The sequence below is a fragment of the Corallococcus sp. CA047B genome (assembly GCF_003612065.1).
GTDB lineage: Bacteria > Myxococcota > Myxococcia > Myxococcales > Myxococcaceae > Corallococcus > Corallococcus praedator.
The window spans coordinates 22,520-36,516 of record NZ_RAWD01000051.1; the positions used below are offsets into that span (position 1 = coordinate 22,520).

At 70.5% G+C, this 13,997-nt stretch carries 8 protein-coding genes; 6 read left to right on the forward strand and 2 right to left on the reverse strand.

Going from position 1 to position 13,997, the window contains the following annotated elements; genetic code table 11:
• Window positions 1-35 precede the first annotated feature (35 nt).
• The 6 genes from D7X74_RS11355 to D7X74_RS11380 all read left to right on the forward strand — a co-directional run bounded on the left by D7X74_RS11355 (window position 36) and on the right by D7X74_RS11380 (window position 11,226).
• Complete coding sequence (locus tag D7X74_RS11355; protein WP_120532956.1) at window positions 36-1,856, forward strand: aminopeptidase P family protein; 1,821 nt, start codon at window positions 36-38, stop codon at window positions 1,854-1,856.
• Window positions 1,857-2,100: 244 nt separating this feature from the next.
• On the forward strand, window positions 2,101-2,427 hold the full coding sequence (locus D7X74_RS11360; RefSeq protein ID WP_147446544.1) for a hypothetical protein: 327 nt from the start codon (window positions 2,101-2,103) through the stop codon (window positions 2,425-2,427).
• Between the two features lie 85 nt (window positions 2,428-2,512).
• Window positions 2,513-3,694: a phage capsid protein gene (locus D7X74_RS11365; RefSeq protein WP_120532958.1), complete on the forward strand. Its 1,182-nt coding sequence runs from the start codon at window positions 2,513-2,515 to the stop codon at window positions 3,692-3,694.
• A gap of 214 nt (window positions 3,695-3,908) precedes the next feature.
• The gene (locus tag D7X74_RS11370) at window positions 3,909-5,714 is read left to right on the forward strand and encodes a methyl-accepting chemotaxis protein (protein WP_233602057.1); all 1,806 of its coding nucleotides are present in this window, start codon (window positions 3,909-3,911) and stop codon (window positions 5,712-5,714) included.
• Between the two features lie 277 nt (window positions 5,715-5,991).
• Complete coding sequence (locus D7X74_RS11375; RefSeq protein WP_120532960.1) at window positions 5,992-9,303, forward strand: Dauer Up-regulated; 3,312 nt, start codon at window positions 5,992-5,994, stop codon at window positions 9,301-9,303.
• Between the two features lie 312 nt (window positions 9,304-9,615).
• Window positions 9,616-11,226 (forward strand): peptidoglycan-binding protein, encoded by a 1,611-nt coding sequence (locus D7X74_RS11380; protein WP_120532961.1) that lies wholly within the window; start codon window positions 9,616-9,618, stop codon window positions 11,224-11,226.
• Window positions 11,227-11,236: 10 nt separating this feature from the next.
• Here D7X74_RS11380 and D7X74_RS11385 read toward each other — a convergent pair whose 3' ends face one another.
• Together D7X74_RS11385 and D7X74_RS11390 are read right to left on the reverse strand one after the other, a co-directional pair.
• Window positions 11,237-12,814, reverse strand: a complete 1,578-nt coding sequence (locus D7X74_RS11385; RefSeq protein ID WP_120532962.1) for a DHA2 family efflux MFS transporter permease subunit — start codon at window positions 12,812-12,814, stop codon at window positions 11,237-11,239.
• On the reverse strand, window positions 12,811-13,997 hold a 1,187-nt coding region (locus D7X74_RS11390), incomplete at its 5' end, for an HlyD family secretion protein (RefSeq protein ID WP_147446545.1). The genes D7X74_RS11390 and D7X74_RS11385, both read right to left, overlap by 4 nt.

The window sequence follows — 13,997 nt, forward strand, 5'->3', positions numbered from 1 at the left end:
GCATGAGGGGGCCCGGTGGAACGACGGAGGAAGCCATGAGCCTTCAAGAGATTCAGGGTGCCGCGGCGCGCGAGCGCATCGCCCGGCTGCGACAGGTGATGCAGGCCCGCGGCGTGGCGGCGGTGTGGGTGCCGTCGAGCGATCCGCACCTGTCCGAATACCAGCCCGGCCGCTGGAAGGGACGGGAGTGGGTGTCTGGCTTCACCGGCTCCATGGGCACGCTGGTGGTGACCCCGGACTACGCGGGCCTGTGGGTGGACAGCCGCTACTGGGAGCAGGCGGACGCGCAGCTTACGGGCAGCGGCATCGCCACGGTGCGCACGACGAACGCGCCCGGACAGCCCTTCATCGACTGGCTCGCCGCGAACGTGCCCCCGGGGCAGGCGGTGGCGGTGGATGGCGCGGTGCTGGGCCTGGGGCAGGCGAGGGCGGCGTCCACGCTGCTCACGGCGAAGGGCGTGACGCTGCGCACGGACCTGGACGTGGTGGCGGAGGCCTGGCCCGACCGTCCGGTGATGCCCGTGGCCCCGGTGTACGCGCACGAGCTGGCGCCCGGCTCGCGCGCCGAGAAGCTCCAGGCGCTGCGCGAGGAGATGGGCCGGCTGGGGGCGACGCACCACTTCATCTCCACGCTGGATGACATCGCGTGGCTGACGAACCTGCGCGGCGCCGACGTGGACTACAACCCGGTGTTCCTCGCGCACCTGCTGGTGGAGCCTGGCGCGGTCCGCCTGTTCATCTCCGAGGGCAAGGTGCCGGACGCCCTGCGCGTGGCGCTGGAGAAGGACGGCATCGTGCTTGCGCCCTATGAGCAGGCGGCTCCGGCGCTGGGGGCGTTGCCCCAAGGGACTAAGCTGCTCATGGACCCCCGGCGCATGACGCACGGCCTGCGGCAGGCGGTGGCGCCGGGCGTGTCCGTGGTCGAAGCGCTCAACCCGTCGACCGTGGCCAAGTCCCGCAAGACGCCCGCGGAGCTTGAACACATCCGCTCCGCGATGGAGCAGGACGGCGCGGCGCTGTGTGAGTTCTTCGCCTGGTTCGAGTCGGCGCTCGGCCGCGAGCCCATCACGGAGCTGACCATCGATGAGCGCCTGTCCGCCGCGCGAGCCCGCCGTCCGGGCTTCGTGTCGCTGAGCTTCGCCACCATCGCCGCGTTCAACGCGAACGGCGCGATGCCGCACTACCGCGCGCTGGCGGAGTCCCACGCGACGGTGTGCACGCCGGGGACGCCCTCCCAGGGACTGCTGCTCATTGATTCGGGCGGGCAGTACACGACGGGCACCACGGACATCACCCGCGTCGTCCCGGTGGGTGAGCCCACGGCGGAGCAGCGGCGCGACTTCACGCTGGTGCTGCGCGGGATGATCAACCTGTCGCTCGCCCGGTTCCCCCGGGGCACGCGGTCCCCCGCCCTGGATGCGCTGGCGCGCGCGCCGCTGTGGGCCGAGGGGCTGGACTACGGCCACGGCACGGGCCACGGCGTGGGCTACTTCCTCAACGTCCACGAAGGGCCGCACGGCATCTCCCAGACGATGCCCAACGACCCGCACACGGCGCTGGAGCCGGGCATGGTCACCTCCAACGAGCCCGGCCTCTACCGGCCGGGCCGCTGGGGCATCCGCATCGAGAACCTCATCGCCACCGTGCCCGCGCAGACGACTGCCTTTGGCGAGTTCCTCCGCTTCGAGACGCTGACCCTGTGCCCCATCGACACGCGGCTCGTGGACCCGGGCATGCTGTCCAGGGCGGAGTCCGAGTGGCTCAATGCCTATCACGCGATGGTGCGGGAGCGGCTGCTGCCCCACGTCGAAGGCGCGGCGCGCGACTGGCTGCTGAGGCGGACCGAAGCGCTCTGAAGCCCCCGCTCGCTGCCTCCGCGGGATGGGGTGTCCCTGTCCCGTGGACCCCGGGGCGTCCCTCCCGCCAGCCGTGAAAGCGCCATACGGAGCGAGGCCCGGAGCCTGGCTCGATTGGCTCCCGAAGGCGGACGGAAGCCCCCGCCGCGCAACCATCCAGGGCCGTGGCTGGACGGCTGTCTTCAGGCTGACCATGCTGGGCGTCGCGGGGGCCTGGCCCTGCCTGTCATTGGAGTGGATGCGAATGCGCTCTGTCTGGATGTGGGTGGTGGGGCTGGCGGTCCTCCCCCTCATGGGCTGCGGTGGCACGGGTGCCGCTGGCGAGTCCTGCAGCGAGGAGGGCTGCGACGTCGGACTGGAATGCCGCCAGGACTTCCCCGGCGGCTTCTGCGCCCAGGAGTGCACCCAGGAAGGGGCGCAGGCCGGCTGCCCGGCGGACATGCTGTGCGCGCGTCAATCCGAATCACTGCTGTGTTCGCCTGTCTGTGATTCCCAGTCGGACTGCCGTGACAACTACTCCTGCAACGGCGTCAGCGGCACGGACCAGAAGGCGTGTCGCATCCTGCTGTAGTCCTGGCGACCCTGCCGGCACTTGTTCCCGGTTTTACGGTTCTGGCGCTTGATGCGGGGAAGCCGGTGCCGGCAGGCTCGCGGGCATGAACCCATCCCCCTGGTCGTTCCGCCCGCGTCTTCCCCGGCGCCTGATGATGTTCGCGCTGCTCACGGCTTCGCTCGGGGCCTGCGCTCCGGAAGAGGAAGCGCAGGCCCTGGAGCCCCTGGCCCGGGTGGAGTCCGAGCTTCCGGCGGGAGGGTGGCGGGTGCTGATGCCGTCCGGGGGCGCTCCCATCCGGGGCATCACCCGCCGCGCGGACGGGCTTCTCATCGGCGGTTCGAGCTGGGGTCACGGCATCGACGTGTGGACAAGCGCCAACGGGGGCGCGAGCTGGGCGCTTCACGGCTCCGTCGCCAACAACCCGAACGTGGAGTTCGGCGACGTGACGATGCTGGCCATCCCGGGCACGCACACCGTCTTCTGTGCCTTCCGCGAGTACGCCAACGGCCAGTTCCGCGTCACCATCACCCGCAGCGACAACGACGGCGACGGCTGGGTCTACGACAGCACCGTCGCCGGACCGACGACGCGCTTCGTGGGCGCGCCCTTCCTCTTCCGGCGCGGGAATGGCGACCTGCAGGTCTATTACGATTCGGAGCTGCTGGCGGCGCAGGGCGGCTTCCCCGGCCACCAGTGGATCGCCATGCAGGGCCGGCAGGGCCTCGCCGGGGCGTGGACCGCGTACGGCACCGTCACCGTGTCGCGCGACAAGCGGGCGGGCGCGCTCAGCCGCGAGGGCATGCCCACGGTGGTGCAGCTCTCCGGGGACCGCATCATGGCCGTCGTGGAGGGCGTGGAGGGTTTTCCCACCGGAGGGGCCCGGGCCAACGTCATCAACGCCGTGCAGTCTTGGGACGGAGGCCGCACGTGGGATGATTCGCTGCGCCGCACCGTGTACAGCTCGCGCATCGATCCGGGCTCCGGCCGCCGCTACAACGCCTACGTCCCCTACGCCATCCGCGTGGGCGGGGGCCCGGTGGGCGTCGCGTTCTGCACCGACGAGGACAAGGCCGGCCCGCCCGACCTGTCCAGCGCCCCGGTGGACCAGCGCAGCTGCCACGTCGGCTTCGTCACCACCACGGCCAACTTCGAGACCTGGTCCGCCCCCAGCCCCGTGTGGACGGGCACGTCGCGCAACTACACCCCCGGCCTCTTCGAGCGCGCACCCAACGACGTCATCGCCGTCATCGACGGGCTGGGCACGAACCGGGTCCTCCTCCGCTAGCTCCCCCTTTATTGCCTCTTCCGGAGCCGGTGAAAGCCAGACTTCCGTGAGAGATAAACAGGGCAATGCGGGAAAGACAGGCGATTGAAACATGAAAGCACGCCGGTCCGCGCTTCCAGGGCGGCCCGGTGGGGCAAGTGCCGGGGGGATTCGCTACGCTCGACGGGAACCGGGGACGGCCCGCTCCGGTCGGCCTGGAGCCCGCGATCCGCGTATGACAAACCAAGACATGGTGGGTGATGGCGAGGCGGTGTCGGCCTTTGTCAAACAGGGGGTCTGGCTGTTCCTGCGGTGGATGTCGCTGCCCGCGTTCATCGCCGGGTATCTGGTGTCCGTGGCGATGGGGCTGGGCGGGACGCAGGCGACGCAGGTCGTGCTCACGGTGCTGCCGCCCATCATCCTCGTGTTTGGCGCGGGCTTCCCGCTGCTGTCGCTGTGGTGGGTGGGCCGGCACGCCCTGGCGCGCAGGCTCGGGGACGCGCCCGGTCAGCGCCTGGAGCGGCTCATGCGCCTGCCGTGGCGCGCGGCCGCCGCCACCACGGCCGGGGCCTGGGTGGTGGGCGGGTTCACCTTCAGCGTCATCGTCGCGTCGCTGCACCAGAAGGATGCCTTCCAGGTGGTGATGGGCTGCTCGGTGGCGGCGTGCTTCGGGGTGCTGCTGGCGCTGCCCTACGCGCTCAGCCTGGAGCAGCGCCTGTTGCCGTACGTGCTGGCGGAACAGCAGCGCTTCCCGGAGGCGGCCCCCCGAGGTGGGGGACCTTTCTGGCCCCGGCAGCGCTGGTTCCTGCCGCTGACGTCGGTGACGTCCCTGGTGCTGACGCTGCTGTTGAGCGGCGGGATGCTGGGGGTGAAGCTGCGCGTCGCCCGCGCGATGCTGGAGGAGCACCTGCGGGCGCTGGGCGCGCAGGACGCGGTGGGCCAACTGGATGCGCTGGGGCACGAATTGCTGCGCGAGTTCGCCTTCGCGCTGGCGTGGATCTGCGCGGTGATGCTGGTCATCCCCGCCCTCACGCTGTGGATGATGGCCCGACGTCAGGCGAAGGGGGCCGGCGCGGTGCGGGAGGCCATCGAGTCGCTGGCCGCGGGCCGCGTGACCGCCCCTGCCTGGGTGTCCACGGATGAGCTTGGCGACCTGGCGTCGGGCATGCGCGCGGTGCTGCTCAAGCTGTCCGCGCTGCCCCGGTCGCTTCACACCGCCGCCCACCGGCTGGGCGAGGCGGGCCGGCAGTTGGGCCTGGCGCAGGTGGAGCAGCAGGGAAGTCTGTCGAAGCAGGCGGTGGCGCTCCAGGAGGCCCGGGCCACGTCCGACGAAATCCAGCACACCTCCCGGCTGGCCGCGGACCGCGCGGAGGCCGTCCTCCAGGTGGCGCAGCGCGCGGAGGCGCAGGGGCTCCAGGGCGAGCGCTCCGTGGAGGAGAGCCTCGCGGGGCTGGTCGCCATCCAGGAGGCCATGGACGGCATCCAGGCGCGGCTCGCGGCCCTGACGGAGAGCGCGTCGCGCATCGGTGACATCACCGCGTCGGTGAAGGACCTGGCGGACCAGTCCAACGTGCTCGCGCTCAACGCGGCCATCGAGGCGGCGCGCGCGGGGGACGTGGGCCGCAGCTTCTCCGTGGTGGCGCGGGAGATGCGGGGGCTGGCCAACCAGTCCGTTCAGGCGACGGACCGCATCCGCTCCGTGCTGGACGACCTGCGCCAGGGCATCCGGGCGGCATCCCTCATGGGCGAGCAGGGCGGACAGCAGGTCGCCAGCGGCCTGGACGGGGTGAGGACGTCGGGGGCGTCCCTGCGGGAGCTGCTGGCGATGTCGCGCGAGAGCGCCGGCGCGGCCCGGCAGATCGCCGCCGCCGTCACGCAGCAGAACGCGGGCTTCACCCAGGTCTTCACCGCCGTCACCGACCTGTCGCGCATCATGGAGGCGACGCTCCAGCGCGCGGAGACCACCCGGGGCTCCACCCAGACGCTGCAGGACGTGTCCCGCGAAGTGGATGAGCTGGCGCGGCAGTTCCAGGCCGGCTGAGCCGCGAAACCCCCGGGCAGAAGCCCCCACCGGACCCATGAAGCTGCCGCGCCGCGTCGGGCGGAGCCCTGCGCCGGAGGGGCTCCCATTGCGTCCGGTATGTCTTCGCGCGTCATGCGGGAAACGACCGGGAGATGAAACCGTCCGAGCGGTGGTGACGTACCGCCCCTGTCCGAGGGGGGCCTTGTCGCAACGGGGGGCCTGCCAGCAACATTCGTCCTGAAATGTAGAGAATCCCGGAAGCCGTTCTCGGTTTCCAAAGGTAGGAGAGTTCCCCATGTCCCGCCCTGTTGATGGAGGCGCAGCCGCTGCCGCTGCTGCCGCCGCCGCCGCCGCTGCCCGCGCCGCCGCCGAGGCCGCTGCCCGTGCCGCCGCCGCGAAGGCCGCCGCTGAGGCCGCCGCGAAGGCCGCCGCCGAGAACGCCGCGAAGCAGCAGCCGAAGCAGCCCCAGGTCCAGCTCTTCCAGCGCGATGAGTTCTCCTCGGGCAACGCCACGAGCCGTGGCGCGAACCGGCTGACGGGCGAATCCCCCGCGCCGTTCGCCCCTCCCTCCTCTGGAGCCCCGGTCGCGGCGAACGCCGGCCAGGGCCCGCAGGCAACCCCGCCGCCCCGCGCGGACGCGCTGCCCGCCACGCCGGAGGAGTTGCCCAAGCTCTTCCCGGAGCTGAAGGAGAAGGGCAAGGAGGACCTGCAGAAGGCCTACGACTCGCTCAACAAGCTGGGCACCGGCACGTTCTCCGAGCGCGCCACGGCCCTGGGCGAGCTGGCCTCGCAGTTCCCGGAGACGGTCCCCAACGCGCTGGAGCGCCTGGGCGTCAAGGACGACAAGCTGGCGAAGCTGGCCACCAACGCGGACGCGCTGAGCTCCCTGGGCACGCTGACGGACCCGAAGAAGAGCGTGACGGAGAAGGCCCAGGCCAGCCTCACCCTGGCGAAGGCCGCCGGGGACATCTTCAAGCCGGAGGACCTGAAGGGCGTGCTGGACACCGCGCTCAAGGGTCTGCCCGCCGCCGACAAGCTCATTGGCGCCATCGGCAAGTGGACGGACCCCAACGCGTCCGCCACGGACAAGGCGAAGGCCACGCTGGAGCTGGGCAAGGCGCTCAAGGACTTCGCCGGGGACAAGTTCCCGGCCCTGGCCAATGACCTGCGCAAGCTGGATGGTTCGCTGCGCGCCGCAGGCGCCGCCATCACCCTGGCGGATCCCAACGCCCCCCTCCAGGACAAGGCGATGGCCGCCGCGCAGCTGCTCGCGGAGGTGCCCGACCTCAAGAAGGACCTCAAGGGCTTCACCGAACTCCTGAAGAACGCGGGCGTGAAGAACGCGGCGGACGTGGCCCAGCAGGGCACTCGGCTGGCGGAGGTGGCGGTGAAGGGGTTGGACCCCGCGCTGGCATCGAAGCTCACGCCCCAGCAGTTGGAGAAGCTCAACGCCGCCGCCACGAAGCTGGGCGGTCCGGAGTCGCTGGAGTCCGCCCTCAAGGGCATCACCGACCCCAAGGCCCTGGACACCCTGGTGGGCCAGCTGGGCACGCTGGACGCTGACGCGGGCAAGCGACTGGTGAGCGCGCTGGGCGGCATGGAGCACAAGGTCCTCAACGAGGTCCTCTCCGATCCGAAGACGGCCGAGCAGTTCGCGAAGCTCGCCGGCAAGCTGGATGACGACGCCGGCAAGGTGCTGGCCAAGGCCGTGACGGAGATGGACTCCGGCGCGCTCAAGGCGCTGCTCAAGTTCACCGACGGCGTGGGCGCGGACGCGCTCAACACGACGATGAAGGGCCTGGGCCCGCTGCTGGACAAGGCGGGCAGCAAGCTCGTGGGCCAGGGCCTCAAGGTGATGGAGAAGGTGCTGGGCAAGGTGGGCGTGGAGATCACCGCCGATGTCGCCGGCAAGGTCTTCAAGAACCTGGCGAAGGTCGTCCCGGTGGCGGGCGCGCTGCCCAACGCCATCGACGCGGTGAAGTACGAGAAGGAATCGCTGGACCTGCACGGCAAGAACAACGACCTGGGCTACTTCGCGCACACCATCGCGGCGCTGAACGCCGCGGACGGTGCCCTGGGCATCGCGTTGGACCTGACCGGCGTGGGCGTGGCCGTCGACGTGGGCGCCAGCGTGCTCCTGGGCGCGGCCGAACTGGCGATGGACATTGGCTTCAGCCAGGAGAAGGCGAAGTACGAGGCCGACCCGAAGGGCTACAAGGCCCCGGACTGGATGAAGGCCGTGAACATCGCCGGTGCCGCGGCGCAGGGCCCGGCGGGGCTGGCGCACATGGCCGCGTACTACGGCCCGGAGGGCGCAGCGCAGCTCCTGCAGTGGGGCGTGGAGAAGGGCGCCAAGGGCGCGGTGAAGCTCGCCGAGTTCGTGGGCGTGTCGCAGGCGGAGGCCGTGGGGGATGGCCTGAAGACGGGCGCCGCCGTCATCCACAAGCTGGCGGACGTGGTGCGCAATCCGTCCAAGTACGGCGAGGCCGTGGTGCAGCAGGCCACCCAGGCCTTCAACACCGCCATCGAGAAGGGCGGCGAGCTGGCGAAGGAGGCCCAGAAGGTCCTGGGCAACGTCGTCGACGAGGCGAAGAAGCTGGGCGAGAAGGGCCTGGAGACGCTGAAGTACATCGCCCAGAACCCGGGCGCGGCCGCGAAGAAGGCGCTCGACGGCATCAAGAGCATCGTCGACTCGGGCGTGGACCTGGCCACGCAGGCCGGCAAGGACCTCTACAAGAAGGCCGTCTCCACGCTGAATGACCTGAAGGCCGGCTACGACAAGCTCACCGGCGCCGCGAAGGAGAAGGCGAAGGAGCTGATCAACAGCGCGACGACGCTCGTCTCCAACACGGTGAACAAGGCGAAGGAGCTGGGCGAGAAGGGCCTGGAGCTGCTGGCCTGGACGGCCGCCAACCCCGGCGAGGCCGCCACCAAGGCCAAGGAGGCCCTCACCGACGTCCTGGCCAAGGGCGGCGAGCTGGCGAAGAAGGCCTGGGACTCCGTGAAGGACCTGGGCGCCCAGGGCGTCCAGATGGCGGAGAGCCTGGTGAAGGGGCTGGCCAACGCGGGTGAGAAGGCCGTGGAGACGCTGAAGTACATCGCGGCCAACCCGGGCGAGGCCCTCACGAAGGCAGGCGAGTGGGTGGGAAGCACGCTGTCGTCCCTGGCCCGCAAGGGCGGCGAGGCCGCCAAGGCCGCGGCCACCGCCATCAAGGACTTCGTCGACAACCGCGTGACGTGGGCCAAGGACTTCGCCAAGGACCTGCTCAAGGACGGCGTGGAGGCCTTCACCAACGTCGCCAAGGCCTGGAAGGACAACCTCACCGAGGGCGGCAAGGAGCTGCTCGTCGCGGTCGCGGACCTGGGCGATGCCGGCGTGGACGCGCTCAAGGACCTGGCCGGCGCGGGCGGACAGCTGGCGGAGGCCGCGGTGGGCCACCTGGATGATCTGGCGCGCAAGGGCATTGAAACGGCCAAGGACGCCCTGGAGGGGCTCGCGAACCTCCCGGGGGAGGTGGGCAAGCTGGCCGGTGACGCCTTCAACTCCGTGAAGGACTTCCTGGGCGACCTGATCCCCGACGATGTCCCGGGCGTCCCGTTCATCTAGTCACTCTGTAACTTTCCGCCCCGACGGGGCCTGTTCCCAAGCTGGGAGCAGGCCCCGTTTCATTTTCGGACCTCGCTGGATCTTTCCGTTAATCGCGGTGCGTCATGGATTGTGAATCGAGGCGGACCCTCGGTGTGGTCGTGACCCGGCTGTAACCTGGTTGTGACAGACACTCCAAAGCAGACACGTTTGAGCGGAAAATTTCACACAGGTTTAACTGGCAGATCTTAATTTTCGGATCTCGCGCAACTCGCTGGGAGTGATCTGGATAATCGGGACAGGAATCACAGCCTCTACCGAGGAAATCCCCGCATGAGCCTCTCCGCGACCACGACGTCCCAGCGCACGAACTCGACCCGTTCCCAGGCAGTGACGGCGACGTCCGCGCGCAATGGCGCCGCGAACCCGAACGCCATCCTTTCGCAGTACACGCCGACGGGCGCGTCGGCGCGCACGGCGCGTCAGGACGGGCTGCAGCCGGGTGTGGCGGCCTCCACGAAGATGGCGCAGGCGGACCTCAAGCGGATCCTCCCGTTCAAGGGGGCCATCGAGGCGGCGGCGGCGAAGCACGGCGTGCCCCCGGCGCTGCTGGCGGCCATCGCGAGCCGCGAGTCGCGCGGTGGCGCGGCCCTGGACCGGACGGGCCACGGTGACGGCGGCAACGGCTTTGGCGTGATGCAGGTGGATCACCGCTATCACCAGACGCAGGGCGGGCCCACCAGCGCCGCGCACATCGACCAGGCGGCGGGCATCCTCAAGGGCATGCTCAACACCGTGAAGAAGGACCACCCGGACTGGTCCGAGGCGCAGCAGCTGCGCGGCGCGGTGGCGGCCTACAACTCCGGCACCGGCAACGTGCGCACGCTGGCGGGCATGGACCAGGGCACCACGGGCAACGACTACTCCAACGACGTCTGGGCGCGCGCGCAGGCGCTGGCGCCGAGCTTCGGCGGGGCGACGGGCACGAACACCCCCACGCAGCCCTCCACCACCACGCAGCGCCCCGCGCAGACGAAGGACTCCTTCGAGCAGGCGGGCCCCAAGCGCTGGACCACGGCGCCGTCGCTGGAGCAGGTGAAGGCGGGCGGCGTGAAGCTCAGCGAGGGCATGCAGGGCCCCGCGGTGAAGCAGATCCAGGAGATGCTGGGCATCCCGGCGGACGGCAAGTACGGCCCCGTCACCGCGAAGGCCGTGGCGGCGTTCCAGAAGGCCCACGACCTGCGCCCGGGCACGGCGGAAGGTCACGTGGGTCCCACCACGCTCCAGACGCTGCAGAACACCCGCGGCACCGGCAACACGACGAACACCGGCAACACGAACACGACGGGTGGCGTGAAGCCCGGCAACACGACGACCGGCACGAACACCAACAACACCACCGGCGCGACGAACAACAACGGCGCGGTGCTGGGCAACGGCGTCCGCATCAACACGAACGACCCCACGCTGAAGAAGCTGGCCACCTCGTCCCTGAACAACGGCGCGACGGGCTACTGCGTGCGCACGACGCTGGACAACATGAGCCGCCTGGGCATCCCGAACACCCCCGCGGCGACGGGCAATGACCCGAACAACCCGCGCGGCGGCATGGCGCAGATGCTGCGCAAGGGCTGGGACTCCATCCCGTTCCCCGGCTCGCGTCAGCAGACCATCAAGAGCCCGTACGGCAACGCCACCGCGAACGTGGTGACCGCGGACCAGTACAAGAAGCTCGTCGCGGAAGGCAAGGTCCCGGACGGCGCCATCATCTTCCAGTCGCGCCACGGTTGGGACTACAGCGGCGGCTCGAAGGGCAACGACATGGGCATCGTGCGCAACGGCGGCAAGACGACGCACAACTACAAGGACATGCCGTCCATCATCTACTCGGACTGCAAGGAAGTCGTCATCCTGGTCCCGAAGGGCGCCATCCAGCGCGACTGATGAAGTCGGCTCAGTGAGCCCCGTCAAGTGAAGCCCGGTCCGGTGACGGACCGGGCTTTTTCATGAAGACGATGAGGACCGACGCGGCCAGGAAGCTCAAGGCCAGGAACAGGAAGCCGCTGTTGAAGGCCTTCACCAACGCCTGTTCGCTGATGCGGTGTTGCAGGACCGCGAGCGCGGCGGCGTCGGGTGCGAAGAGCCTGCTTCCAGGGCCCGCGCTCAGCGTGGCCAGTTGCTCCTGGACCCACGGGTTGTAGGCGTCCACATGCTGCGTGATGGCCGCGTAGGCGCGGTGGGATTCCCGGTCCAGCAGCGTGCTCATCCACGCGGTGCCGATGGAGGCCCCCAGCTCGCGGGTGAGGCTGAAGAGCGCGGTGCCGCCCGGACGCTGCGAGGCGGGCAGCGCGGTGACGGCGAGGAAGGTGAGCGGGACGAAGCCAAAGCCCGTTCCCACCGCCCGGATGAACAGCGGCGTCACCAGGCTGGACATGTCCGCCTGGGCCGTCAGGTGGGCGTTGAGCCACAGGCTGGTGAAGATGCCGGCGTTGGCCACCACCAGCAGCTTGCGTGGATCCATCCGCGTCACCAGCCGGCCTGCCAGCGGGAAGATGAAGAGCTGGATCCAACTGCCGAAGAGGAACACCTTCCCGATGTCGAGCGCCCGGTAGTGCATCACCGTGCCGCAGTAGAGCGACAGGAGCAGGGACCCCGCGAAGATGGCCGTCCCGATGAGGAAGTTGAGCCCTGTCGCCGCGGCGTAGGCCCGGTTGAGGAAGATGCGCAGCTCCACCACCGGGTGGCGCGTCTCCAGCTCGTGGCTCACGAACCCCACCAGGCTGATGACCGCCACGCAGGCGAGCACGGTGATGGTGGCGCTTTCGAACCAGCCCTCGCGGTTGCCCTCCTCCAGCACGTACTGCATGGACACCATGCCCACCGCGAGCAGCGCGATGCCGAAGCGGTCCACCGGCGCGCGCTCCGGCACGAAGCCCGGCTGCTTCAGGTGCCTCCACGCGACCCAGGCGGAGAACAGGCCGAAGGGGACGTTGATGAGGAAGACCCAGTGCCAGGACGACAGGTCGATGAGGTAGCCGCCCACGCTGGGTCCCAAGAGGGGCCCCGTGATGGCGCCCATGCCGAACAGCGCGCCCGCCATGCCGTGCTGCCGCTCCGGGTAGCGGGAGAACAGCACGCTCTGGGACGTGGGGATGATGGCGCCGCCGCCCAGGCCCTGGAGCACGCGGAACACCACCAGCGAAGGCAGGTCCCACGACAGGCCGCACAGCATGCTCGCGGCGGTGAAGATGAGGATGGACGCGGTGTAGTAGCGCCGGAAGCCGAAGCGCTTCAAGAGCCAGCCCGACAGCGGGATGATGGTGATGTTCGCCATCGCGTACGCGGTGGACACCCAGGCGATCTGATCCAACGGCGTGCCGAAGCTCGCGCGGATGTCGTTGAGCCCCACGTTGACGATGGAGATGTCCAGGAAGGCCATCAGCCCGGCGAACATCGCGCCCAGGGTGATGAGCGTCTTGTTGCCCGTCAGCAGCGTGGCTTCCTCACCGGCGGGGGCCGTGCCGGTGCTCATGGCGCGTCCGTGTAGACGGTGGCCTCGGCGCTCATGCCCGGGCGCAGCTCCACGTCCGGGGCGGTGTCCAGGCGGATGAGCACCGGCACGCGCTGCACGACCTTCACGAAGTTGCCGCTGGCGTTGTCCGGTGGCAGCAGCGCGAAGCGGGATCCGGTGCCGTGCGACAGGCTCTCCACGTGGCCCGGGAAGTCGCGCCGCCCGTACATGTCGAAGCGCACCCGCGCCCGCTGGCCGGGCTGCACGCGCTCCAACTGGTCCTCCTTGAAGTTCGCCACCACCCAGACGTCATCGCGCGGGACGATGGCCATCAGCGACCGCTCCGGGCCCACCGTCTGGCCTTCCTCCACGGAGCGGCGAGACACCACGCCGGAGCGCGCGGCGCGCACCGTGGTGTAGGAGAGGTTCAGCTCCGACAGCCGCACGGCGGCCTCCGCCTGCAGCACCCGAGCCTCGGCCAGGGCCAGCGCGGCGCGCGCCGCGGCCAGTTGTTCGCCGGTCGTCTGGGCCGCGCTCAGCCGTCCCCGGGCCAGCGTCACGCCGCCGTGGGAGCCCGCCACCGTGGCGTCCGCGGACACCCGCCGGGCCCGCGCCTGCTCCAACTGCGCGTCCGCCGCGTCGAGCTCCGTCTGGCGCAGGTCCACGTCCGCCTGGGCCAGGGCCTGCTGAGCGAAGAGTTCCCGTGCGCGGCGCAGGTTCGTGGCCGCGAAGAGCTGGCGCGACGTCGCGGCGGCGACCTCCGCGTCCGCCTGCGCGATGGCGGCCTTCGCGGACTCCAGCGTGGAGGTGGCGGAGGTGAGTCCGCCCTCCGCCTGGGCGAGCGACGCGGGCGCGGTCCGCTCGGTGAGGGAGAGGGTCGCCTTCGCGCTGTCGGCGGAGGCGCGCGCGGCCAGCAGGTCCGCGCGGGCCGCGGCGAGCCGGGCGGCGAAGTCCTCCGGATCCAGCTCCACCAGCACCTGGCCCGCCTCCACGCGCTGGTTGTCCACCACGGGCACGCGCCGCACCTGGCCCGCCACGCGCGAGGCCACGCTCATCACCCGGCCTTCAGCCTGGGCATCGTCCGTCGTCTGCTGTCCCCGGTGCAGGAGCCACCATCCGCCGGCGAGCAGTGCCGCGCCCACCGCCAGCGAGCCCATGAGCAGCGGCGTGCGGCGGCGCTCCTTCACGGCGGGCGTGGCGGGGG